This is a genomic window from Plesiocystis pacifica SIR-1, from assembly GCF_000170895.1.
GTDB classification, from domain to species: Bacteria; Myxococcota_A; Polyangia; order Nannocystales; family Nannocystaceae; genus Plesiocystis; species Plesiocystis pacifica.
In genome coordinates, this window is record NZ_ABCS01000010.1 from 47,337 (window position 1) to 71,001 (window position 23,665).

General features: G+C 70.4%; 19 protein-coding genes. 10 read left to right on the forward strand and 9 right to left on the reverse strand.

The genetic code is table 11. The annotated features are described in order from the left end of the window. Nucleotides 1-93 precede the first annotated feature (93 nt). Both PPSIR1_RS07125 and PPSIR1_RS07130 read left to right on the forward strand, forming a co-directional pair. Nucleotides 94-1,944, forward strand: a complete 1,851-nt coding sequence (locus PPSIR1_RS07125; RefSeq protein WP_006970335.1) for a lipoxygenase family protein — start codon at nt 94-96, stop codon at nt 1,942-1,944. Continuing rightward, nucleotides 1,941-3,155 (forward strand): catalase family protein, encoded by a 1,215-nt coding sequence (locus PPSIR1_RS07130; RefSeq protein WP_006970336.1) that lies wholly within the window; start codon nt 1,941-1,943, stop codon nt 3,153-3,155. Before PPSIR1_RS07125 ends, PPSIR1_RS07130 begins: the two co-directional genes overlap by 4 nt. 81 nt (nt 3,156-3,236) lie before the next feature. Here PPSIR1_RS07130 and PPSIR1_RS49180 read toward each other — a convergent pair whose 3' ends face one another. Together PPSIR1_RS49180 and PPSIR1_RS07140 are read right to left on the reverse strand one after the other, a co-directional pair. After that, nucleotides 3,237-4,064, reverse strand: a complete 828-nt coding sequence (locus PPSIR1_RS49180) for a hypothetical protein (RefSeq protein WP_006970337.1) — start codon at nt 4,062-4,064, stop codon at nt 3,237-3,239. 58 nt (nt 4,065-4,122) lie between these two features. Then, a complete protein-coding gene (locus PPSIR1_RS07140; protein WP_006970338.1) occupies nt 4,123-5,520 on the reverse strand; it encodes a hypothetical protein in 1,398 nt (465 codons plus the stop codon). A 113-nt stretch (nt 5,521-5,633) separates the two neighbouring features. Between PPSIR1_RS07140 and PPSIR1_RS07145 the strand changes: the two genes are divergently transcribed. Further along, nucleotides 5,634-7,055 carry a BNR-4 repeat-containing protein gene (locus tag PPSIR1_RS07145; RefSeq protein ID WP_232296443.1) on the forward strand — a complete coding sequence of 474 codons (1,422 nt, stop codon included), beginning with the start codon at nt 5,634-5,636 and terminating at the stop codon, nt 7,053-7,055. Nucleotides 7,056-7,200: 145 nt separating this feature from the next. Here PPSIR1_RS07145 and PPSIR1_RS07150 read toward each other — a convergent pair whose 3' ends face one another. After that, nucleotides 7,201-8,451 carry a saccharopine dehydrogenase family protein gene (locus tag PPSIR1_RS07150; RefSeq protein WP_006970340.1) on the reverse strand — a complete coding sequence of 417 codons (1,251 nt, stop codon included), beginning with the start codon at nt 8,449-8,451 and terminating at the stop codon, nt 7,201-7,203. A gap of 89 nt (nt 8,452-8,540) precedes the next feature. On the opposite strand from PPSIR1_RS07150, the gene PPSIR1_RS07155 reads away from it, so the two are divergent. Together PPSIR1_RS07155 and PPSIR1_RS07160 are read left to right on the forward strand one after the other, a co-directional pair. Next, complete coding sequence (locus tag PPSIR1_RS07155; protein WP_006970341.1) at nt 8,541-9,743, forward strand: aminotransferase-like domain-containing protein; 1,203 nt, start codon at nt 8,541-8,543, stop codon at nt 9,741-9,743. Beyond that, nucleotides 9,721-10,245, forward strand: a complete 525-nt coding sequence (locus PPSIR1_RS07160; RefSeq protein WP_006970342.1) for a hypothetical protein — start codon at nt 9,721-9,723, stop codon at nt 10,243-10,245. Before PPSIR1_RS07155 ends, PPSIR1_RS07160 begins: the two co-directional genes overlap by 23 nt. Before the next feature lie 23 nt (nt 10,246-10,268). Here the strand turns inward: PPSIR1_RS07160 and PPSIR1_RS07165 are convergent, their stop codons facing one another. From PPSIR1_RS07165 to PPSIR1_RS07175, 3 genes are all read right to left on the reverse strand, one after another. Beyond that, entirely contained in the window at nt 10,269-10,655 is a 387-nt protein-coding gene (locus PPSIR1_RS07165; protein ID WP_006970343.1) for an HIT family protein, read from the reverse strand. 106 nt (nt 10,656-10,761) lie between these two features. After that, nucleotides 10,762-12,375 (reverse strand): monooxygenase, encoded by a 1,614-nt coding sequence (locus PPSIR1_RS07170; protein WP_157595276.1) that lies wholly within the window; start codon nt 12,373-12,375, stop codon nt 10,762-10,764. A gap of 109 nt (nt 12,376-12,484) precedes the next feature. Next, complete coding sequence (locus PPSIR1_RS07175) at nt 12,485-13,327, reverse strand: hypothetical protein (protein WP_006970345.1); 843 nt, start codon at nt 13,325-13,327, stop codon at nt 12,485-12,487. A 36-nt stretch (nt 13,328-13,363) separates the two neighbouring features. On the opposite strand from PPSIR1_RS07175, the gene PPSIR1_RS07180 reads away from it, so the two are divergent. After that, complete coding sequence (locus PPSIR1_RS07180; protein WP_006970346.1) at nt 13,364-15,304, forward strand: cytochrome c3 family protein; 1,941 nt, start codon at nt 13,364-13,366, stop codon at nt 15,302-15,304. Nucleotides 15,305-15,309: 5 nt separating this feature from the next. Continuing rightward, on the forward strand, nt 15,310-15,720 hold the full coding sequence (locus tag PPSIR1_RS07185; RefSeq protein ID WP_006970347.1) for a hypothetical protein: 411 nt from the start codon (nt 15,310-15,312) through the stop codon (nt 15,718-15,720). On the opposite strand, the gene PPSIR1_RS42050 is transcribed toward PPSIR1_RS07185, so the two are convergent. Continuing rightward, nucleotides 15,684-16,325, reverse strand: a complete 642-nt coding sequence (locus tag PPSIR1_RS42050) for a dTMP kinase (protein WP_086001089.1) — start codon at nt 16,323-16,325, stop codon at nt 15,684-15,686. The genes PPSIR1_RS07185 and PPSIR1_RS42050 overlap by 37 nt on opposite strands. Further along, a complete protein-coding gene (locus PPSIR1_RS07195; RefSeq protein ID WP_045115540.1) occupies nt 16,322-17,677 on the reverse strand; it encodes a B12-binding domain-containing radical SAM protein in 1,356 nt (451 codons plus the stop codon). The genes PPSIR1_RS42050 and PPSIR1_RS07195 overlap by 4 nt, the downstream gene beginning before the upstream one ends. A gap of 83 nt (nt 17,678-17,760) precedes the next feature. Here PPSIR1_RS07195 and PPSIR1_RS07200 point away from each other — a divergent pair, with 83 nt between their 5' ends. Together PPSIR1_RS07200 and PPSIR1_RS42055 are read left to right on the forward strand one after the other, a co-directional pair. Then, nucleotides 17,761-18,765, forward strand: coding sequence for a serine/threonine-protein kinase (locus PPSIR1_RS07200; protein WP_086001090.1), 1,005 nt, complete (start codon nt 17,761-17,763; stop codon nt 18,763-18,765). After that, nucleotides 18,749-19,291 carry an RNA polymerase sigma factor gene (locus PPSIR1_RS42055; protein WP_157595277.1) on the forward strand — a complete coding sequence of 181 codons (543 nt, stop codon included), beginning with the start codon at nt 18,749-18,751 and terminating at the stop codon, nt 19,289-19,291. Before PPSIR1_RS07200 ends, PPSIR1_RS42055 begins: the two co-directional genes overlap by 17 nt. A 98-nt stretch (nt 19,292-19,389) precedes the next feature. Here the strand turns inward: PPSIR1_RS42055 and PPSIR1_RS42060 are convergent, their stop codons facing one another. Then, a complete protein-coding gene (locus tag PPSIR1_RS42060) occupies nt 19,390-20,514 on the reverse strand; it encodes a formylglycine-generating enzyme family protein (RefSeq protein ID WP_053335330.1) in 1,125 nt (374 codons plus the stop codon). A 213-nt stretch (nt 20,515-20,727) separates the two neighbouring features. Between PPSIR1_RS42060 and PPSIR1_RS07215 the strand changes: the two genes are divergently transcribed. Beyond that, complete coding sequence (locus tag PPSIR1_RS07215; protein ID WP_006970353.1) at nt 20,728-23,658, forward strand: hypothetical protein; 2,931 nt, start codon at nt 20,728-20,730, stop codon at nt 23,656-23,658. Nucleotides 23,659-23,665: the final 7 nt, after the last annotated feature.

Here is a 23,665-nt window from a genome sequence, read left to right on the forward strand (position 1 = left end):
GGCTTCGCTCCCAAACCCGAGGTCATGGCGTTCGCGCCATCATCCTGGCGCAGTCGGACCGCGCTATCATCACGGCGCTGGAGCCCGACTGGCATGTCCGCGCCCTCGTTGCCCGCCCTCGATCCCGAGCCCCAGGCTCGCCGCGACGCCCTGGCCGAGCGCCGTGAGCTCTACCGCTACCGCCACGATCGCGTGGGCGGGGTGGCCATGGCCCTGGAGCTGCCCAGGGACGAGCGCCCGAGCCTGCGCTGGTGGGGCGAGGTCGCCGAGGCCTTCGCGGAGCTGCTCAGCAACATGGCCGCGGTGGCCGTGGTCGAGCACTTCGACGGTGAGGACGACGCGGGCGAGGTGGAGGCGGTCGAGGACGGTCGGGAGCGCTACGACGAGACCCTGCGCGGGCTGATCCGCGATCGGGCGCCCTTTGGCCGGGTGTTCAACTACAGCCTCCAGGCCCTCTACGCGAGCGCCATGCGCGGGCGGCCGGACAGCCTCGACGACTACGACCGGCTGTTCCACAGCTCGCCGCGCCCCGAGGTTGCGACGCGCTGGCGGGAGGACTGGGCGTTCGCCCACCTGCGCCTGGCCGGCCCCGCGCCCATGGTCCTGACTCGCGTCGGTGGCCGCCTGCCGCCGCACTTCCCCGTCGACGAGCGGCTCTACGCCCGGGCCCTGAGCGCGCTGGCGAGGCAGCCGGCCTACCGCAGCGCTACCTTGGCGGGCGACACCCTGGCGGCGGCGCTCGCCGAGGGTCGGGCCTTCACCTGCGACTACGCGGGCGCCGAGGGCATCGTCGCGGGCAACTTCCCGGCGGCGCAAAAGTACATCAGCGCGCCGCTGGTGCTGTTGGTCTCGCCGCAGGGCGGGGGCTCGCTGATGCCCGTGGCGATCCAGTGCCACCAGCGGCCGGGGCCGAACAACCCGATCTTCACCCCCGCCGACGGCCACGCGTGGACGCAGGCCAAGCTGGCGGTGCACACCGCCGAGGGCAACCTGCACGAGGCCGTCTACCACCTCGGGCGCACGCACCTGTTCATGGGCGCGGTGGTCCTCGCCTCGCGTCGTCAGCTCGCGGCGCAGCACCCGGTCTCCGTGCTGCTCGAGCCCCACCTCGAGGGCACGCTCTACATCAACGAGCAGGCCAAGGTCGAGCTCGTGGCCACGGGCGGGGGCGTGGACTACGTGCTCGCGGGCACCGTCGACTCGACCCGCGACGCCGCGGCGTCGGCCGTGTTCGACTGGAACCTCGACGAGGCCAGCTTCGCCCGCTCGCTGCGTCGACGGGGCATGGGCCCGGGCGAGGCGCTGCCCTTCGACTACCCCTACCGCGACGACGGCCTGCTGATCTGGGACGCCCTCTCGGGCTGGGTCGGCGACTACCTCGGGTGCTACTACCGGGACGACGCGGCGGTGGTCGGGGACGCCGAGCTCGAGGCCTTCGCCGCCGAGCTGATCGCCGAAGATGGCGGGCGCCTGCGCGGGTGGAGGAAGGCCGGCGGGGGCCGCTTTGCGACGCGGGCCGAGCTGGGCGAGTTCCTGACCCACCTGCTGTTCACGGCCAGCGCCGAGCATGCCGCGGTCAACTTCCCCCAGGCCGAGGTCATGGCCTACGCCCCGGCCTTCCCCCTGGCCCAGTACGCGCCCGCGCCGACGCGGGTCGACGGGGGCTCCATGGAGAGCTTGCTCGCCCAGCTCCCGAGCCTCGAGGCTGCCCACGTGCAGCTGGGCCTCGGGGTGCTCCTGGGCAAGCTCTACTACTCGCGCCTGGGCGACTACCGCGGGCTGCTGCGCCGGCACTTCGACGACGAGCGCGTGCACGGGGCCGAGGACCGCCTGGTGGCTGCCCTCGAGGCCGCCGAGGCGACCATCGAGGCCCGCAACCGCGACCGGGCCTGGCCCTACCTGCACCTGCTGCCCTCGCGCATTCCTCAGAGCATCAACGCATGACCGCCTTCGAGTTCGATCAGCACCGCATCCCGGTCAAGGAGCACGAGTACCGGCCCGTCGAGGCGCCGGACGTTCGCCACCCTTCGCGCCAGGGCTGGGTCAACCGCGGGCGCGAGCTCTACATCGCGCGCTACGGCGCCGAGGCCTTCGAGGCCAACAGCCGCGCTCAATTCCTCTACCCCATGCCCGATCTTTCGCCGGCGAGGGAGCGCGAGCTGTGCCGGACCGAGCGCCTGGCCCAGACCATGTTTGCGACCCGGACCCTGCTCACGGGCCGCCGGGGCACGCACTTTCGCGGCGTCGCGGCCCGGGGCACCATCGACGTCGTCGCCAAGCCCGAGTTCCCCGAGCACGACTTCTTCACCGCCGGGCGCCGCTTCCCCTGCCGCCTGCGCCACGCCAACGCGTCCTTCGACGACGACGCCGTCGTCCAGGTCCGCGGCTGCGCCCTCAAGTTCGCCGACGCGGACTTCGACAGCCCCTACGACCTGGTCATGAACACCGGGGCGACCGCGGCCTTTTGGTGCTTTTGGAGCTTCATGGACTTCGCCAAGGCCCGGGTGCTGAGCCTGCCCTACCGGTGGAAGGCCCAGGAGCGGTGGTTTCGTCGGCTGCCCGTGGCCTGGCTGGGCACCATCGAGTCCCTGCGTTCGCTGCCCACCTCCTACGCGGACATGAGCTACTACAGCAAGATCGCCTACCCCTTCAAAGCCAGGGACGGGCGGCGGCGCTACGCGAAGTACCGGATCCTGCGCCCGGAGCTCGAGCTCGAGTCGGGGCAGATCAACGACGAGGAGCAGCGCCTGGGCTACTACCAAAGCCGCCTGCCCGGGAACGACGGCCCCTACGACCTGCTCGGGCCCGAGTTCATCGGTCGGCTCAGCGCGCCGCTGGAGTACCGCCTGCAGATCCAGCTGTGGGACTGGGAGCAGGACCGCGACTCCGTCGAGGTCCTCAACCTGTGCCGCTACTGGGACGAGGACGCGCACCCCTGGCTGGACCTGGCCACGGTCACCTTGACCGAGCCGCTGCCCAGCCAGGAGATGGAGGTCACCCGGGTGTGGCTCGGGCACCAGCCGCCCTCGCTGGGCATCTCGGCGCCGACCTGTACCCGGGACTACCGATCGTTGGCCTGGGCGCGGGTCGGCGTGTACCCGCACAGCCAGCGCGCGAGCGAGCCCATGGGGCGGCTGCGCGGGCTTCGGCGTTAGCCGAGCGTGGCGCCCCCGCTCGCGGGGGCGACCACACGAAGCGCCCCCGGTCCCCAGCACCTCGTGGGGGCACAACAGAGCTCAGGGCCCGATGCGCTGAAAGGGCACGACCTGCCCGCGCAGCCACATGTCGACCAGCCGTCCGTCCTGGAACAGCGGCGTGACGAAGTAGCCCTTCGGCCGAGAGTTGTGGATGGCCTTCGCCTCCGCCAAGGGCTCGTCCGTGACCACCCGCTCCCCGGTGTAGCTCGCGTGCACGAAGCGGACCTCGCCGGCGCGGACGACCACGAAGCCGACGTGGGTGTCGAGGCCGATGATGTAGAGGCCCTCGCCGAGGTTGGCGATGCGGTCGCGGAGCTTGGTCGCGGGGATGCTGAAGTGGGTGTGGAGCTGGTCGTCGCCGGGGGCGAGGGAGCGCTGGATGTGGATGGCGGGGGCCTGGGCGAAGGTGAAGCGGTTCTCGAGCTCGACCCCGGCGCTGATCAACACGGAGGTCACGAAGTAGCTGCACCCGACCTTCATCTCGGGCTCGTGGGGGCGCGTCGCGGTGCTGTCCTTGCCCATGCCCCAGGGCATGCCCAACCACGCGGGGAACAGGTCCTCGATGATCGTGTCCTCGAGCAGGCGCCGGGCCTCGGCTCGGATCTCGCCGCGCTCGGCGGAGGTGCTGGCCTGCTCGTAGCGGCTGGCCAGGGCCTCGCGCGACCTCGCCAGCTCGACGAGGGCGGCGTCGTGGCGCTCGATGGCCGCTGCGCGGGCGTCCTCCGGGGCCGCCTCAGCCGTGGGCGCCTGCGCTTTCGGGGCGGGCGCCTCGCGGGGTGGAGACCCTTCCTCGCCGCCACAGGCGGGCGTCAGCAGGGCGGCGCAGAGGACGAAGGAGCGGGCCCGTGGCGCTTGGTGCGAAGGCATGGCGGGGGGCGACGCGCGAGCCCGCGGCTTTGTTCCACTGCGGAAGAACCAGGGGGCTTCAGGGCGCGCCCGGGTCGTCGGTGATCATCACCGAGATCGCGTCGCGGGACTGGTCGCCGACCATCATCCCCAGGGACACGCTCTCTTCGTAGTCGTCGTTGAGCCCGGTCATCCACTCGTCGCTGGGGATGAAGTAGCCCAGGGCCTCGCCCGCGTTGCCGATCACGATGGTGTAGGGCGTGGTCATGAACTCCTTGATGGCCAGGCCGTTGCGGGTCAGGGTCTCGCCGGGGAAGGCGACGAGCTGGAGGGAGTCGCCCAGGCGCAGGTAGTTGGACTGCGTCGTGATGCTCGCGGTCTCGCCGTCGTAGTCGTAGTCCATGTCGAGCAGCCCGCCGAGGGCGGCCTGCTTGAGCAGCTCGTTCTCGACCACCAGGTCCCACTCGGTGTAGTCCCGGTAGAGCTCGGGGCTCACGACCTCGCCGCCCTCGACGAGCGAGAGCCCGGCCTGGGCGATGAGGTCGCCGTAGGCGAGGGCCCGCTCGAAGTCGTCGGCGTAGTCGCCCTCGGGGACCTTGGGCGAGACGTCGCCGAGGATGCCGTTGAACAGCAGCACGGGCACGTCGAGCTCGGCCTCGAGGGCGTCGACGGCGTAGCCGGGGTAGTCCCGGGACACCAGCTTGTTGTCGCTGCCGAGGACCACCGGGTGCGCCGCGAAGGCGAACATCACCCCGAGCAGGGAGCCGTCCTCGGGGTCGCTCGCGCGCACGGCCACCAGGCTGTCGTCGGTGAACTCCCAGCCCCGGCGGTTGCGGTTGTCGGTGATCGTCGAGCTCACCTCGAGCGTCGCGGGCACGCGCGAGGTGTAGGCCGTCTCGGCGGACTCGACCACGGCGGTGATCACCCGCTCGCGGTAGGCCTCGGGCACGCTCCCCCACAGGCCCATGAAGTCCGGCCCCGAGTGGGTGTGGGTGGTGGCGATGACGATCTGCTCGGGGGAGAGCCCGGTGGCCTCCTGGATCTCCCCGCGCATCGCTCGGGTCCACTGGTTGCCCATGCCCACCGAGTCGACGATGGCGAGGATCATCGCGTCCTCGCCGGCGGCGATGGCCATGGTCCGCACGAACACCGGATCGTGGACGCCCTCGCAGGGTCCGCGCTCGGTGTAGAAGCCGTAGCCGCCCAGGTAGAACTCTTCGGCGAGCTCGGCCTCGGTGGGGCTCAGGTCGCGGACGTCGAAGCCGACCTCGAAGTCCTCCCAAGCGGCGCCGGTGTCGGTCTCGGACTCGGTGTCCGTATCGGTGCCGGTCTCGGACTCGGTGTCCGTACCCGCGTCGGTCTCGGTCTCGGTCTGGGCCTCGTCGCCGCCGCCACCGCCGTCGTCCGAGCAGGCGAGAGAAGCGGTCGACAGGCAGGCTAGGGCGGCCCAGGCTCCAAGGTAGAGATCACGGCGCATGGGCAACACGGTCGTCCAAGGCCGCGGGCATTGCAAGGCGCGCGCTCGTTGTGGACGCGGGACTCACGCCCGTGGTAACTGCCCAAAACTCGCTGTTTTGACGGGAATTCCAGGTGCCCAAGCTTCACTCGATCCCCTGTTTGACGCCCATCTGTGCTCTGACCCTGGCGCTCGGTGGGCTGGCTGCGAGCGGATGTCAGGAGGACTGCGAGTCCCCGCTGGGCTCGGGGGGGCCGGACATCGAGGTCGACTTCATCGAGGTCAACGACAACGGCGCGTGGTCATGGTTCATGAGCAGCCGCGCGATCGTCAGCGAGGGCAAGCTCATCGTCGGCTCGGTGCGCGCCGTGGGCAAGGCCAGGGAGGACGAGGGCGCCGAGGGCTGGGGCAACGTCGAGGTCTCGACCCTGGACATCGAGACGGGCGCGGTCGGGACCAGCGTCCTCTACCCCCAGTTCGAGCAAGACGACCACGACGCGCCCTCCTTGCTCCCGCTGCCCGACGGTCGGATCTTGGCGGCCTACGCCATCCACGGGCTCGAGCGGGTCGTCTATACGCAGCACTCGGAGGTCGGCGACCCGCTGCGCTGGGGAGCGGCGCAGGAATTCGTCACGCCCGGGGTCGACAGCGGCTTTGGCGGCGACAACGTCACCTACGCCAACCTGTTCCGCTTTCCAGGCGGGCGCATCTACAACTTCTATCGCGGCTACGAGTCCGACCCGAACTACATGTATTCGGACGACGAGGGCGAGACCTGGACCTACGGCGGGCGCTTGATGGAGGGCTTCGACGGCTACGCGCCCTACCTGCGCTACGCCTACGACGGCGCGGGCACGCTGCACTTCATGGCCACGGAGGACCACCCCCGCCACTACGACAACAGCATCTACCACGGCTACCTGCAGGGGGGAGTCATCCACGACTCGAGCGGGGCGCCGATCGCCGAGCTCAGCGAGACGACGGGGGCGAACCTGTCTGTCCTGGACCTGAGCCTCGTCTACGCCGGCGACGAGGACCACGTCGCCTGGACCGTCGACATCGAGCTCGACGCCGAGCGCCTGCCCTACCTCGCGTTCTCGACCCAGCGCGACGGGGCAGGCGTGCCCTTCTTCGGCGGCGCGGGCCAGGACATGCGCTACCACTACGGTCGCTGGGACGGCGAGTCGTGGTCCCACGAAGAGATCGCGTACGCGGGCACCCACCTCTACCCCCGCGAGGAGGACTACACGGGGCTGGCCGCCCTCGACCCGACCAACCCCAACGTCATCTACATCTCGACCGACGCCGAGCCGACCACGGGCGAGGCGTTGATCAGCGAGGCCGACTGCAGGCGTCACTACGAGCTGTTCCGGGGCACGCGCTCGGACTCGGGCTGGACCTGGGAGTCGATCACCGCGAACTCGGAGGTCGACAACCTGCGGCCGATCGTGCCCGAGTGGGAGGACGAGCGCACGGCGCTGGTCTGGATGCGCGGGACCTACGTGCGCGCCCACGGCGAGTGGACCACCGCCGTGACGGCGGCGATCTTGCCCTGAGCGGGGTATGGAATCCGCGCCCCCCTTGGGGGGCGACCGAGCCCTCCTCCCAAGTATCAACTTCATTGCCCCACGAGCAGAGCGGAGGAGCGGGCAGCGACGAAGCGTCCCCGGTTCAGAGACGTCTGTGGGGGCAAAGCAGTATTCAGCGCTCGTCGACGCGGAAGGTCATCCCGGCGGCGCGCAGCCGCTCGATCAGCGGCTCGCCCATGGCCGAGGCCGGCGTGCGCAGGCCCCCAGGGCTGTCGAGCTCGTCGAAGGCCAGGCACAGGGCCGACTCCCCGAGCATCTTGGCGGTCTCGCCGTAGCCCGGGTCGTTGATGCCCTCCACGCGGCCGCGGAGCTGGAGCGGGTTGCCGCCGCTGTCGACCCCGTCGGCGATGAGCCGAACCACGAAAAAGCCGCTCTCGCGCGTGGCCCGGTCCGGACCCTCGCCGGGGGAGGGCAGGCGCTTTTCGAGCAGGCGGCGCGTGGGCCCAAAGGCGATCGCCGGGAGGAAGGCCGCCATGCCGCCCGCGGTCACGGCCGCGCGGGTCAGGCCGCTCAAGCCCTTGCCCGTGCTCGCGCACTCGTCGTAGCGAAAGTCCCGGCCGTAGGCGAAGTCGAGCAGGGCGTTGCTGCGGCGCACGACCTTGGCGTTGATCGCCGCCATGATGAAGGGGGCGGTCCACATGCCCAGATCGTCGTCGCGGCCGATGCCGCGCTGGTCCGAGCCGTCGACCCCAGCGCGCTCGCCCTCGGGGTAGAGCGAGTAGGGGTGGCCGAGGACCTTTAGCACGGAGCGGTCGCGCTTGACCTCGTCGACGAGGTTGAGCATCGAGGCGATGGTGCCCCCGCTCGCGGCGCCCTTGGTCTCGCCACAGAACATGCGCACGCGGTGGACCTGCCCGCCGCGGTCGGCGAAGGCCTTGTAGAGCATGTAGGTGCCCAGGTCCGAGGGGATCGAGTCGAAGCCGCAGCAGTTGACCAGGCGCGCGCCGGTCTCCCGGGCCTGGGCCTCGTGGGCGCGGATCATCCGGTGGATGAACTGGGTCTCGCCGGTCAGGTCGCAGTAGTGGGTGCCGTGCTCGGCGCACGCGGCCACGAGCTCCGAGCCGTACTTGGCGTAGGGGCCGACGGTGGTGCACACGACCTTGGCCTGGCGGGCGATCGCGTCGAGGGAGGCGCGGTCGTGGCTGTCCCCGACGAGCAGGGGGAGCTCGGCGGCCTTGGGGTCGTACTGGCTGAGCTCGGCGCGGACCTTCTCGAGCTTGGCGAGGTTGCGGCCGGCGAGGGCCAGGCGCACGCCGTCGAGGCCGCGCTTGACCAGGTACTCGGCGACGAGCGCCCCGGTGAAGCCCGTGGCTCCCCACAAAACGATGTCATGGGCGCGCTGCGTGTCACTGGCTCCGGTCATGGCCAGACCGTTGACTCTTCGGTGGCCGCCGTCAAGGGCGTGGGCAGAGCGACTGACAGACCACTTGGGGGGGCGTAGCCTCGCGTCACATGGTCGACTCGCTCCCGCGCACGATCCAGGGCCCGCCCTTCGCCCAGACCCCCGCCCTCGAGGGCGTGATCAACCTGGGCCTGGGCCAACCTTCGCCCGGGCTGTTGCCGCTCCCGGCCCTCGCCGAGGCGGCCGCGCGCACCCTCGGCGCGGGCTCGGACCCGCTGCTCCTGCAGTACGGCTTCATGCGTGGGTACGCTGGCGTCCGCGAGGCCCTCGCGGCCTTCCTGACCCGGGAGTACCGCTACCCCGTCGCGCCCGAGGAGCTGATGATCACCGGGGGCAACTCCATGGCCCTGAGCTTCGCCAGCCAGGTGTTCGCCCGGGCCGGCGGCCGGGTGGTCTGCGAGGACCCGACCTACTTTTTGGCCCACGGGATCCTGGCCAACCCGGGGCAGGGCCTCGAGGTCGTCGGCGTCCCCGTCGACGACGAGGGCCTCGACCTCGACGCCCTCGAGCAGCTCCTGGCCGAGGGCCCCGTCGAGTTCGTCTACTGCATCCCCAACTTCCACAACCCCACCGGGGTATGCCTGAGCCCGGACCGAGCCGCGCGCCTGGTCGCCCTCGCCCAGCGCCACGACTTCGTCATCCTCGCCGACGAGCCCTACGGCATGCTCTACCACGGCGAGGCCCCGCCGCCGTGCATGGTCAGCCACGAGCGGGGCGAGGGCCGGGTGCTCTCGCTCGGCTCCTTCTCGAAGATCCTCGGCCCGGGCCTGCGCCTGGGTTGGGCCCACGGCCACCCCGACCTCATCGCGCGCATGGCCAGCCACGGCAGCGTGCGCAGCGGGGGCGGGCTCAACCCGGTGATCTCGGCCCTGGTCCACGACACCATCGACGGCGGCTTCTTGGCCGAGCACGTCGCGGGCCTGCGCGCGACCTTTGCCAGCCGGGCCGCCGCCCTGACCCGGGCCCTGCGCGAGCACCTGCCGCGGGCCCGCTTCCTCGCGCCCACGGGCGGCTACTTCGTGTGGCTGGACCTCGAGCCCGAGCTGCGCGAGGTCGAGGCGAGCGTCGGCGTGGGCACGGCGGCCTGGGCCGCGGCCCTGAGCGCGGCGCGGGTCCAGTGCACCCAGGGCTCGCGCTGCGCGGTCACCCGCGCCCTCGACCGGCACGTGCGGCTGTGCTTCGCTTTTTACGAGGAAGACGAGCTCGAAGAGGGCGTGCGTCGGCTGGCGCGTGCCCTCGAGGATCTACGCTGAGCCGTGGACGTGGGCCGAGCTGGCCGCGGTCATCGAGCGCGGCGCGACCATCGACATTGCGATGGTGTCGGTGGGGAAGCTGCGGACCTCGGCCACCGGGGTGTCCTCGGAGCAGCTCGAGGGGGACTGCGCGGGCGCGACCCACATCGTCCGCTCGGCGCTCGCCGGGGCCTTCGCCATGGGCACCGGGACCCGAGGCTCGGTGAGCACGACCGCCGAGCTGTTCGAGCTGGCGGACGTGGGCGGATCGAGCACGGCCGAGCGCAGCGCCCTCGACTGGTCCGGCGACGTGCAGGCCTGCACGTCCTCGGACCCCCGGGCCCCGAACCCTCCCGCGGACTGCCTGGCCATCTTGCGGGTGGAGCTCCAGGCGCTGACGAGCGCGCCCATGAACCCCGCGCAGCTCGAGGCCTGCGGAAAGTTTCCGGCCCCCGACGCCGAGCGAGGCGAGCGGGCGCTCGCGCGTGCGTGCGCGACCGGCCGCGGGTTGACGTGCGGCTAGCGGGGCGCGGGGTGACGCGCGGCCTAGCCGTACTTTTGCTTCCCCGGGATGACCCCGCGGACGCCCCCGCGAGGGTCCTCCATGTCGCCGTGAAAGCGCGGGATGACGTGGATGTGCGCGTGCATGATCGTCTGGCCTGCGACGGCCCCGACGTTGAACCCGACGTTGAAGCCCCCCGGCAATAGGCGGCGGCTGAGCTCGCGCTGGACGGTGGCGACGGCGGCCCACATCTCGCGCTGCTCGGCCTCGTCGAGCTCGAAGTAGCTGGGGACGTGGCGCTTGCTGATCACCAGGGTGTGGCCGGGGGAGACCGGGAAGGCGTCGGCGATGGCGTAGACCCGGGCCGAGTCGAACACGCGCTCGCGGGTGTTGTGGCAGAACACGCAGCCGTCGACGGGGGAGTCGTCCACGGGGGGAGTCTAGCAGCAGGGAGGACGCGGCGGTCGTTGAGGGGGCCATCTTCGCGAACTGGCTGGCGAGCCGGCTGGCGATCTCGATCGCGTAGCGAAGGCGGCCTCAGCCCCCCAGGGCCAGGCCGCACTCGGCTAGATCCGCGTCGCACTCCCCGGCGAACACGTGGGGCGCGAGGCAGTCCCAGGCCGTCTCGAACTCCGCCGCGCACTGCAGCGGCAGGCAGGTGTCGGACTCGGTCGGGCACGCGTCCCCGGTCACGCACTCGACCAGCGGGACGATCGAGTCGAGGCAAAACTGAGGCGCGCAGGCGCTGATCTGCTGCAGCCCGCAGGCAAAGCAGGCCGTGCCCGAGGTCTTGATGCAGGTCAGGAAGCAGTCGATGTCGTCCTCGCTGCAGCCGTTGACGCACGCCGCCGCGGGGCCGCACAGGCCCTGCTCGCCGGGCGTCCACGGCATGGCCATCATCGCGTAGAACACACACATCTCGTCGAAGGTGCTGTCGCCGTAGCCCACGGGCGCGTCGACGGAGGTGGTGTCGTAGCTGCAGCGCGTGCGCAGGACGTCGCCGTAGTCGAGGTCGACCCACTCGGACTCGTCGAAGTAGTAGAGGTTTTGCCAGTTGAAGTCCCAGCGCGGGATGTCGACCACGCAGGCGTCGGGCTCGCTCTGGCCCGCGTCGAAGCCGGGCAGGTCGGCGCTCATGGAGGTCCCGAGGGTGTGCATGTGCGGCGCGACCCCGACCAGCGTCCCCGTCGCGGGCACGCCCATCTCGGTCTCGACTTGGTAGTCCGCCTCGCCCGGGGGGAGCTCGAAGCTCTTGTTCGAGAACAGCACGAAGTTGATGACCTCGTCGGGGACCTCGCCCGCCGGCAGGGTCCACAGGTCCACCGCGCTCGCGTCGGCGACCCCGGGCTCCGTGGCGTTGACGGTGTTGTAGTGCATCTGGAGGATCATCCGGGAGCCGGCGGGGATGCGGATCGCGGCGCCCTCGGGGGACCGGACCGCGCCAAAGCCCGGGGCCCACATGCTCACGATGTCGGGGATGCTGATGCCGGGGCCGCCGTAGCAGGCGTAGCCGGGGCCCTCCTCGGCGGCGTCGATCATCTCGAGCTCGTCGAGGGCGTTTTGCCCGGCGAGGTAGACGATGACGTGGTGGACGAGCTCGTCGCGGCCGGGGTCGACGTTGACGGCGGTCACGAACACGTCCTCCTCGAAGGGCGCGGTCACGGGGATGCAGCGGTAGTCGTCGACCAGGTCCTGGTTGACGGCGTAGGGCTCGGGCATCTCGATGTGCAGGTCGGGCTCGCCGAGGGCTGGCGGCGGCTCTTGCATGGGGGCGACGTAGTCGGCGGGGTCGCCCTCGAGCAGGCCGTCCTCCACCCACTGCTCGAAGGCGAGGAGCTGCTCGGGGCTCAGGGCGAAGGAGTCGCGCATGCTCCGGCAGGTGTTGTCGGGCAGCCACGGCGGCATGGTCCCGGCGGCGACGGACTCGGCCATGAGCTGGGCGAAGGGCTCGACCTCGGCCCAGCTGGTCAGCGCGAGGGGGCCGATGCCGCCCTCGCTGTGGCAGCCGAGGCAGTTGGTCTCGAGGATGGGGCGGATGTCGGCGTGGTAGGTGACGAGCGGCTGGGCGCTCGTGTCGGACGCCTCGTCGCCGACCTCATCGTCGCTGGCCTGGCCGTCGTCCTCGTCGTTGCCCGGGCGGCATGCGGGCAACAGGGCGAGGCTCAATACACTGACGCAGACCCATGAATTCGCCGAACCAGACCAGACCATGGGCCCATCCTAGTGGGCGCTCGGGCGTTGGGAAAGGCCGTTTCCAGGCTCAGGAGGGGTCGACGCAGGCGCCGACTTGTTCGAGGCCTGGGACCGTGGACTCGAGGGAGGAGCACGCGTTGCCGCCGGTGCAGGTGTCGACGTCGACCTCGCAGTAGGAGGTGCAGCAGCGCTCGAGGCCCTCGCAGCCGAGGACCTGCGCGGCCCCGATGCAGGTCAGCCCCGCCGCGCAGTCGCTGGGCGTGGCGCAGCTCTCGAGCTCGAGCGCGGGGCTGGGCCCGGTGGGGTGATGGCAGAAAAAGTTCGGCGCCGTGGGGCCCGATGGTTGGCAGACCCAGCCGGGGAAGCCGGCGGACTCGCAGTCTTGGGTCAGCGGGTTGCAGCGCGCCGCGCACAGCGGGACGTCGGGGGCGGCCTCGCGGGTGTCGAAGGCCACGCGGCACAGCTGCGACTCCCCGCAGGCCCCTGGATCGCTCGCGTCGCAAAAGGCCTGGCAAAAGCCCGACAGGGTCTCGGGGTCGTCGACCAGGCACATGCTCCCCGCGGGGCAGTCGTCGACGCAGCTGGTCGGGTAGTCCTGGACGGTGCAGCGCTCGCCCGCGCCCACGGGGGCGTCGCTCAGGGGGCAGCAGCGGGTCTCCGTGGGGGTCATGCCCTCGCCCCAGGGCATGCACTTGAGCGCCGGATCCATGCAGTCGTCGGCGACCTCGAGGGTGCACTCGCCCCCGCTGTAGGGCACGTCCTCGACGCCCTGGCTGCTGTCGGGGGACCACTCCTCCTGGCCCTCGTCGTTGTCGTCCGCGCCCTCGTCGAGGCCCTCGCCGTCTCGACACGCGAAGCCGGCGCAGAGCACCCACGCGATCACCCACACGGATCGGAAGCGACGGACCATGGTGGGCGATGGTAGCAGTCGGCGTATGCTCGGGGGGTGGCGAGCTCGGGCGCACGCGTCGGCCAGGTCGGGGTCGCGGGGCTGTGTCTCGCGGCGCTGGCTCTGGCGTGGGGAGCGAGCGCGAGCCGCTTCGCTCGCGTGGCGCGGGGGCGGGCTTCGGAGCGCGTCCAGGCTCGAGCGCTGCCGACGGACCGACCCGCGAGCGAGGGCTTCGTCGGCTCCAAGCGCTGCCAGGCCTGCCACCCCGACGCCTACGCGACCTGGCATCAGAGCTGGCACCGGACCATGACCCAGGCCGTCGGGGCGGGGACGGTGCTCGGAGACTTCGCGCGCGCGCCCTTGCCCCACGCCGACGGCCCGCACGCCCTCGAGCGCCGCGGCGAGGAGTTTTGGGTGCGCATGCCCGAGGCCAACTGGCTGCTCGAGCGCGGCGCCGGGGAGGTGGAGGGGGCGGCTCCTTTCGCGTGGCAGCGCGTGGTCATGAGCACCGGCGCCCACACCATGCAGCTGTACTGGGTCGCCGCCGAGCCGGGTCGTCGCCTGGTCGCCTTTCCCTTCGCGTGGTCCGTGGAAGGCCAGACCTGGGTGGCCAACGAGGCCACGCTGCTGCGGCCCCACGAGCCCGACGTGGTCTACGGCTGGAACGAGGTGTGTCTCAAGTGCCACGCCGTCGCCGGGGCCCCCGAGGTCGAGCTCGGGGCGGACCAGCGGCGCGCGGCGGTGGGCACCGAGGTCGCCGAGCTGGGCATCGCCTGCGAGGCCTGCCACGGGCCCGGGGCGGACCACGTCGAGGCGCAGACCAGCCCGCTGCGCCGCTACCTCGCGCACCTGGGCAGGGCGCCGGCCGAGGCCATCGTCCACCCCGGACGCCTCGACGCCCACCGCAGCTCGGAGATCTGCGGGCAGTGCCACTCGGCCAGCATCTTCCCCGATCACCAGGCCTGGCTCGGCCGCGGGAGCGCCTACCGGGCCGGCGACGAGCTGGCCGCGTCGACCCAGGTCGTGCGCCACCCCGTGCTCGCCGATCAGCCGTGGATCGACGGGCTCCTCGACGTCGATCCGGACTACCTCTCGGGCCGCTTTTGGGGCGACGGGACCGTGCGCATCTCGGGGCGGGACTACAACGGGCTGATCGAGTCGCCCTGCTACGCCGACGTCGAGTTTGGCTGCGCCAGCTGCCACGAGATGCACGGGGACTTTCCAGACGACCAGTTGAGCCCCTTCGCGCGGAACGACGACGATCGCCAGTGTACGCAATGCCACACGGCGCTCGGCGAGGACGAGGGCCTTGGCTCGGCGCTGGCCGAGCACACCCGCCACGCCGCGGACTCGGCCGGCTCGCGCTGCGTCAACTGCCACATGCCGCACACCGTCTACGGCCTGACCAAGGCGATCCGCTCCCACCGGATATCGACGCCGAGCGTCGAGGAGAGCGTGAGCTACGGCCGGCCCAACGCCTGCAACGCCTGCCACCTCGACCGCAGCCTGGCGTGGACGGCCCGGGCGCTCGAGCAGGGCTGGGGTCTGGGCTGGGAGGGCGAGCTCGGTGAGCTCGGGTTGGCAGAAGGGGAGCGGAGCGCGGCCGTCGACTGGCTGGTTCGCGGCGACGCGGGCCAGCGCGCCCTCGCGGCCTGGGCCTTCGGCTGGCCGTCGGCCCAGGCCACCGCAGGGACCGATTGGATGGCCCCGCTGCTCGTCGGGGCCCTCGACGACGAGTACGCGGCCGTGCGCTGGGTGGCCCTGCGGAGCCTGCGGACGCTGCCCGGCTACGGTGCGCTCGACTGGTCCCTGGCCCGGCCCCTCCACGTCGACGGCGCGCCCGAGCTCGCCGAGGAGCAGGCGCGGCTGTGGGCCGAGTGGGCGCATCCTGGCCGGGTCGAGCCGGCCCTCTACCTCGGCGCGGAGGGCTTCGAGCAGGCGCGCTGGCGCCACGACCACGAGCGCCGAGACAGGCGCCCCGTCGATCTGCGAGAGTGAGGCCCATGGCCGAGGGCAAACTCGACGGGCGGCACTACCGGTGGGGCTGGGCCAGCCTCGGCGTGTTCGCGCTCATCGGCCTGGCCCTCGAGACCCTGCACGGCTTCAAGATCGGGGCCTACCTCGACCACGAGACCCGCCGCACCATGTGGCGCCTGGCCCACGCCCACGGGGCCGTGCTGGGCTTGGTCCATCTGGCCCTCGCGGCGCAGCTGCGGGGGGCCGCCGAGCTGGGGGGCAAGACTCCACGGGCTTCGCTGGCGCTGTGCGTGGCGAGCGTGACCATGCCCCTGGGCTTTTTCCTGGGTGGCCTGTGGTTCTACGACGCGGATCCTGGGCTCGGCATCCTGCTCGTGCCCCTGGGCGCCGTGGCGTTGGTCTACGCCTGCTTGCAGATGTGGCTGGACGCACGTTGAGTGAGGGTGGTGTCGAGAGCCTCCAGGACTCGTTCGACGCACTCGTCGATGGAGTGAGTATCCGAGTCGATGACGACAAAGTTCCCGACGACGCTGAGCTCTCGTCGCTGAATGTGTAGCTCGCGCAGGCGAGCGTCTGCCTCCCGTGTCAGCGTCTCGGAGTCGGCCGGACTCGCTCCCCGTGTTTGTACTCGTTTGCGACGGATTGCGAGGGGGGCGTCGACGTAGACGGTGAGCGTCGCGGGGGTGAGGCGCCGCTCGAGAGTGTCGACGCGCAAGTTCGAGCCACGGAACTCGGCGTAGGCCTGCGTGGATAGGAAGTAGCGGTCGATGACGATGGACTCTCCGGAGGTCAAGGCGCGCTCGATCGCTCGGCTCGCCGCGAACACCGTAGATAGGTAGAACAGCTGCCGCGCTTCTTGAGAGTCCTTCAGGTCGTCGATGATGGCGGGACGGAGCTTGCGAAGCGTGGATGAGGGGGTCGTCATGTAGCGTGAGCCGCTGACTTCCGCGACGCGTCGAGAAATGGTGGTTTTGCCGGATCCGTCGAGCCCTTCAAAGGCGATGAATGTGGGGGCGGAGTGTGCTCGTCGCGTGGTGTTCATGCGGGGTGCCGATCTTGGGTGGGGTTCCAACGCGACTCGTCACATTCGAGGTCGCGGGCGAGGGCCCGGAGGCCCTCGATCGAGCGCGGGTGATTGCGCTCCGTCATTCGGAGGGCTTGAGAGAGTTGAGCCATGCGCAGCCAGTCACGCTCGTCGAAGGTCGAAGAGCCGCACACGATCGGCATTGGGGTCGTTGTCTCTCGGAGCGACCAGCGACTGCGGGTCCGCTCCAACTCGGTGCCGCGTAGCAGCATCAGAGGGAAGGCTTTGATGACTGGGACTTCCCGCTCGAGGCACCATGCTAGCGATCGCTCAAAAGATTCGACGGTCTGCTCTGGCAGACCAAAGATCAGCGAAACCTGGTGGTCGACTCCTTTGTCTCGGCAAGCCGAGAGGGTGGCGTCAACTGTCTCCAGCTTGTTGCCGCGCTGAATTGGCTTCCACTCTCGCCGCTCGGTGGTTTGCAGCCCAAATTCCAGGCAGGTGTCGAGGGCTGCGCAGGCGTCGATGAAGTCGTCATCGACGTGTTCGGGCCGGCACTGCAAGGACAGGCGGCCGCGGTACCCGACATCGGAAAAGCGACGGAGAAGGCGTGTGCTTCGTCGTGCGCCGGTAGGGCCGCCGCTGTTGAACACAGGGTCGAGAACAGCGATCTCTCGCACGCCGCGCTCTACGAAGAGCTCGATCTCTCGTCCGATGCGGCCGCTCTCGGACCGTTGCCGAGGGACGCTTTGCCCTGCCTCACGGTGTTGGCAGAAGCTGCAGCGGAATGGGCAGCCGCGCTGAGTCTCCCAGCGAACGAAGCTACCCGGCTCGATATGGAACGTCCCGTCTAGCCAGGGGGAGGGGGTCTCGTCGAAGTTGATGTTCGCTTGGCGGCCTCGGTCGAAGCCGCCACGGTACACAACTCCTTGGATGCGCTTGCGAGCGGTACTCGAGAGGACTTCGACGAGGGCGGCCTCGGCAAACCCACGCACGAACACATCGGCGTCGGGGTACAGACGCTCGACTCCCTCCGCCGCGTAGGAGATCTGTGGTCCGCCCAGGATGATACGGCCGCGAAAACCCCGCGCCCGAAGGCTCGGCAGTAGTGCGCCAACGAGCCCCTCGGACCATACGTAAACCCCAACGGCGAGGTCGATTTCGCCTCGCTCATCATCACACTGGGCTAGAATGTGGGTGGACAGGTCGTCGATGTTGATCGTGGGATCATTCGCAGCCATCACCAACGAGCGAGGCTCGATGTTTGGGGCCGCCTTGAGCGCGGAAAGAAGGCATGCGTGGCCCAGAGGAAGTCGCGGATCTTTGTCGCGAGCCCAAGGGAAATCGAGGAGTATGACGCGGCGGCTCATGGTGGGTCTCGATCGAGAAGTCCTGCGCGTCGACGGATCAGCTCACTCGACCTCAAAAAATTGAGAACTCGACTAAGGTTGTTATGAAACGCCGTTCAGGAGCGCTGGTAAGCCTCGAGTCGACCTTTGATGCGCGAATCGCTCAGGGTCGCTCGGGTTGTGGGGAGACGTTGTGGGTTGCAGATCGATTCCGAGTTGAGAAAGTGTTGGGGACCGGAGCGTTCGGCATCGTCGCTCGGGCTCGGGACACGCGACTCGGGCGGCTCGTCGCGCTCAAGTGCATCCCCGCCAGGGAGCCTCTCGCCATGCGTGACTACCTGGGGCGAGAGGCCCAGGCTCTGACTCGCGTGAGAGCGGACGAAGTCACCACGGTCTTTGATGTGCTTTGCGCGAGCGTTTCGTCGAGCCAAGGTGAACTTGGTTTTGTAGTGATCGTCATGGAATATGTGGAAGGCATGAACCTGCGCGAGTGGGGGCGACGACAGGTCTCCTCAGAGGTCAGGGTTGAGCTGTTGAGCTCCGCGGCGCGAGGCCTCGAAGCGGCTCATGCGGCGGGGATCGTGCACCGAGACTTCAAGCCCGAAAACGTTCTCGTCACCAAGGTCGGCAGCGCGCGTCTCGTCGACTTTGGGCTCGCGTACCAGGTTGGCAGCCGCGGAGGAGGGGCAGGGCTCGTTCCTCGTGGAGAGGTCGGCGTGGGAACGCCGGAGTACATGGCCCCGGAGTCGTTTGGGGGGCAAGCGAGCTTCGCCGCGGATCAGTACGCCTTTGCGCTGACCGCGTGGGAGTTGCTCACGGGTACTCGGCCATTTGAACACGCGAGAGTACAGCTCGCGCGTACGGGGCGAGCGCGGGACTACACGGGCGCTAGCAAGCTCTCCGCGCCCTTGATTCGAACACTCGGTCGCGCGCTCGACCCCAGGGCAGAGGCCCGGTTTGGGTCGATGTTGGAGCTGCGCCGAAACCTAGAACGATCGGGTCGCTGGTTCGGGCAGGTCGTAAATTTCGTAATTGGAGGCGCTGCGGTTGGAGCTCTCGCGGCGACCGCCTACCACGCGGGAAAGCAAAGTCGTGACAAGAAAAAGTGATAGGGAGTTCTTTGAGCGGAGCTGTGAGGACCTCCGTCGCTACGCGCGTAGGTGGATACCCGAGTCAGAGCTGGGGGACTTCGTGCAGGACTGCATGACGGTCTTGATCGAGAAGCGCTCGCAGGTCGAAAACGAACGCGCGTTCTTGTATGCGGTCGCGCGCAACAAGATAAAACAGTTCTACGAGAAGCGAGCGCGTGGCCTGAAACGCTTCTTCCCGAGCTTCGAGGGCTTCGAGGAGATGACGATGGAGTCGCTCAGCACCAGCTTGAGTATTCGTGTCGCACGCCACAACGACCTCGAAGTCGGGATGCAGGGGCTGAAAAGCCGCCAGTTCGCGGCGTTTCAGCTCCGCTATATCGAGGGGCTCACTGAGCCCGATGCGGCAAAAGTGCTGAGTATTTCAATGGCGACGCTCAAGCGTGACCTCGAGCGTGCGCGGAGACAGCTGCGGCGCGCGCTCGGTGACGCAGACGACGAGCAGCTGGACTCGATCTTGCGCAACTATGTGCGTGGACGTGGCTGAGCGCGGGGGCAGACTCAGGGACTGTGAAGTTTTCACAGTCCCTGTCTACTTTAGTCGTCGTGGACGACGCCACACCCTCCCTGCCCCACGTCCACGACTCAGTAGCAGCAGCGCGTGCCGGTGTTGCTCCCGCGGAAGCCCCGGGCGCGCTTGGAGTCCACGGCGCAGCGCAGCACGGTGTCCGTCGAGAAGCGCGAGCCCCCTCGACGCCGGCAGTCCTGCTCGCTCTCGTCGATGTTGGGCACGCCGGCGCAGGCCGAGGTCCACTCCCACACGTTGCCGCTCATGTCGTAGAGGTCCGGCACTCCACCTTCGCAGGTGCCCAGGCTCGCCACCGGGACGAGGCCGCCGAGCATCAGGTCGGCGCCGTTGCAGGCCATGGGGTCGTAGAGGTCGCCGTAGGGGTAGGTCAGGGCGCCGTCGTCGGAGCAGGCCCGGTACCACTCGTTGGTGACCGGGTCGTTGAGGTCGTTGAGGGCCGCGGCTCCGCCCCCGGCCTCGCCGCACAGGTGCCCGCCGGACCACTCGCAGTAGGCCCACGCGTCGCACCAGTCGATGCTCGAGACCGGCATGTCCGGGTCGTCCATCATCTGCTCGGTCCAGCTGCCTGGGATGAAGTCTTCCTTCCAGGAGCACTCGGCGGGGAGGTTGCTCAGGCTGTACTCGACGGCGGCGAACAGGGAGTACTGGACGACGGTGACCTCGGTGGCGGCGATGGAGAAGTCACCGAGGGGGATGAGCTCGGGGTCGGGGCAGGGGCCGCACTCGGCCGAGCCGCACTCGCCGTTGCACTCGCCGCCGCCCTCGGTGTCCGTGCCCTCGCCGAAGGTCTCGCCGAAGGTCTCGCCGAAGGTCTCCTCGCCGGTGTCGAAGCTGGTCTCGCCGGTGTCGAAGGTCTCCTCGCCGGTGTCGAAGGTCTCCTCGCCGGTGTCGACGCCAGTCTCACCCGTGTCGGTGCTCTCCCCAGTCTCCTCGGTCGACTCGGTGGTGCTCTCTTCTTCGTCGGTCTCGTCCTCGCCGAGGGTGTCCGTCTCGGAGGTCTGGGTCTCGCTGGACTCGGTGGTCTCGTCCGCGGACTCGGACCCGGAGTCGCTGCTCTCGGAGGACTCGCTGCCGACCTCGTCGTTGCTCTCGCCCGTGTCCGCCGTGCCGGACTCGTCGTCGCCGACGGTCGTGGTCAGGGACTCGCTCAGCCGCTCGTTGCACCCCACAGACAGCGCCACACAGCAGCTCAGGGCGGCGAGGGTGGAGATCGAGAGCGGGTTCCGAGGAGAGGGGGCAGTCGCACGCATGTTCAGGTTCCAAGGGTCCAGGGGCCTGCGCAAAGCGGGCCCGGAAGGGTTTGACAGTATGGCGCGATCCTTCGTGCTTGGCTCGTTTTGGGCGAAGTCGAGCGCGAAAATGAGAGCCGGGGATGACCGGGCTATGCTCGCCCCATGTCGGACTCCCCCCTCGATGAGCGCCTGCGCGCAGGCGAGCCCGCGGTCGTCAACCTGGTCAGCGCGGCCCCCCTTCGCCTGCGTCGGGACAACCTCGTGGAGCGGCCGTGGGCGGGGCGCCAAATGGCGCGCTACAAGGACCTGGAGCCCCGCTCGGGTGGGGACGGCCCGCGCTACGGAGAGGTCTTCGAGGTCGCGGCGGATCCCCTCGACCCGGAGGCGGCCCGCCACCCCTCGGTGGTCGAGCTCGCCGACGGGACGGCCGTGGACTTGCTCCATCTGCTCGAGTTCGCGGGCGAGTGGATCCTGGGCCCGGCGATGCTCGAGGCCTTTGGTCGGCGCATCCCCCTGCTGCCCAAGACCCTCGACGTCGGCGCGCTGCTCTCGGTCCAGACCCACCCGCCGGGGAACCCGGAGCTCTACGTGGTCATCGAGCGCGAGCCGGGGGCGACGCTGTGCCTGGGCTTCGCCGAGGGGGTCGAGGGGCAGGCCCTGGCTGAGGAGCTCGAGGCGGGTCGACGGGGGCAGGTGGCCCTGCGCGCGCTGCTGCGTCCGGAGGTGGACGAGCACGCCCTGCAGCGCGCGATCGCGGATCACCTGCGCAGCGAGGACGCTCGCGCGGGTCGACACGGAGCCCTGGTCGAGGCGTTGGCGCCTTGGGTGGCGGAGCCGAGCGAGGCAGGACGCGGGCAGCTGAGCACCCTCGTCGGGGAGCTCGTCGACCTGGTCCTGCGCACCCTGGGCCGGCTCAACGCCATCCCCGTCGAGCCCGGACAGATCCTCTACAACGCCGACCCGCCCACGCCGCGCAGCGCCGAGACCCCCTCGGCGCAGGTCCACGCCCTCGGCAACCTCGAGGGCCGCTCGCTCCTGGTCCTCGAGATCCGCCGCCCTGGGCCGACCTTCCGCGCCTGGGACCACCTGCGCTTCCCCATGCGGCCCATCGACGTTGGGGCCGCGATCGCAACCATGAACACCGAGGCCAGCGACCCGGCGAGCTTCGTGGTCGAGACCATCGTCGAGCGCCCGGGGGTGCACCGCTCCGTGGCCTGCCCGGCCTTCATCGTCGATCACCTCCGGCCCTGCGCCGAGCAGCCGGTGGTCGAGGCGGCCTTTCCGGGGCAGCTGACCACGCTGCACGCGATCCGTGGTCGAGTCGAGCTGAGCGGGCCCAACCAAGAGAGCTGGGGAGAGCTGCGCGCGGGCGAGTCGATGTTGGTGCCGGCGGGGGTGCAGGGGCTGAGCGTGCGCCAGAGCCAGGGGGACGAGGGCGGCGAGGCCTGCGAGGTGGTCCAGGTGATCCTGCCCGTGGATCCACGCGACGGGCTGCGCACCAACTTGGCCCAGCTGCGCAGCCTGGCCCCGCGCAACCTCGGCCCGCGGCAGGTCCTCGCGGTGGTCAACGGCGGCGACGGACCGGCGATGACCGAGCACTTCAGCGCGCAGGCCGAGGCGGTGTTCCGGGCCGACGGGAGCACGGAGATTTACGCCCACGAGGAGCCGCGGCGGCGCGGTCAATTCCTGGGTCTGCTCGACGCGCTGGCGAGCTTCGCGGCTCGACACCCGGGGGGCATCGACGCCGACGGGGTCGCCCTGGGCATCATGCTCCCGGGCAGGGGGACGCGCTCGAGCCCGCTGACCCAGCGCCTCCACGGCATCAAGCCGCTGCTGCCCGTGCCCGTGTCCGTGACGGGCGTGGGCGCGGGCGAGCGGCGCTGGCTCGACGCGGCGACGGCCTCGGTGTGGACCTGGACCCTCGTCGTCCGCACCCTCGAGCGCCTCGGCTTTCGGGGCATCGCGCTCAAGTGGGGGGACGAGCCGCAGATGAGCGCCAAGGCCCTCGCGGCCCTGAGCGCGGCGCGGCGCGACCTCAGCGAGGTCGACGCGGTCCGCTTTGGCTCACACACCCGCATCACCGAGGACCTGGCGCGCAACAAGGAGTGGCTGCGGGTCGACGAGCGCGGCGAGCTGGTCGTGCAGGTTCACCGTCGCCCGCGGGCCGAGCTGCTGAGCGCGCTCGGGCTGGAGGACGGCGCGGGCGAGGACGCGCTCGCGCGGGCCCACGTGCACACCGGCAGCCCGGCCTTCTCCCACGTCTTTTTGCGCCACGCCGCCGAGGCCTTCGCCGGGGTCGAAGCGTGGATCGACGTGGATGGCTACCTGTTCGAGGCCCTCACCCAAGACGCGGCGACCTGGGCCGCGGAGGTCGAGCGGGACCCGCGGCTCCAGGCCCTGGTCGCGCGCTGCCCAGACTTCTACGCCCGCGCCCGGGACCTGCGCGCGCGCGTCGAGGCCGAGCGCGGCCACCCCATGCGCGTGGCGGTCATCGACATGGGCGAGGCGCCCTACTGGGGCGACGTCGGGCAGGTGGCCAAGGCCCGCGACGCCTACCTGGCGCTGCGCGACGACCCCTTCGCCCAGGCCCTGGCGGCCCTCGATTTTGGCCAGCCCGATCGCTGGGGAAACCGCGCGGTCGGGGACTGTGAGCTGCCCCAGGACGGCAGCGTGCGCGACTGCCTCATCGTCGACAGCGCCCTGGGCTCGGGGCAGGCCGAGGGCGCGGTGATCGTCGGCTCGCGCCTCGACCACTTCGCCATCGCCGCGGGCAGCGTGGTCCTCGACGCCCGCGTTCGGGGCCTGCGGCTCGACGCCGGCGCGTTCGCGTTCCGCTCTCGGGGCGACTACTTGCGCGTCCCCGCCGAGCACGTCCACACCAGCATCCCCCGCGACCCGCTGGCCGTGGTCGACGCCGAGACCGTCGAGCTCGACAGCTGGTTCGCCGACATGCGCGTCAACCCGGGCGCGGCCGAGTTCTACGACGAGCCGCGCTGGGGCAACCCGGGGAGCTTCGCCGAGAAGTTCGCCCAGGTGCGCCAGCGGGAGGTCTCACCCGCGGCCATCGAGGCCCGGCTGCGCGCCGAGCCCTGAAGTCCAA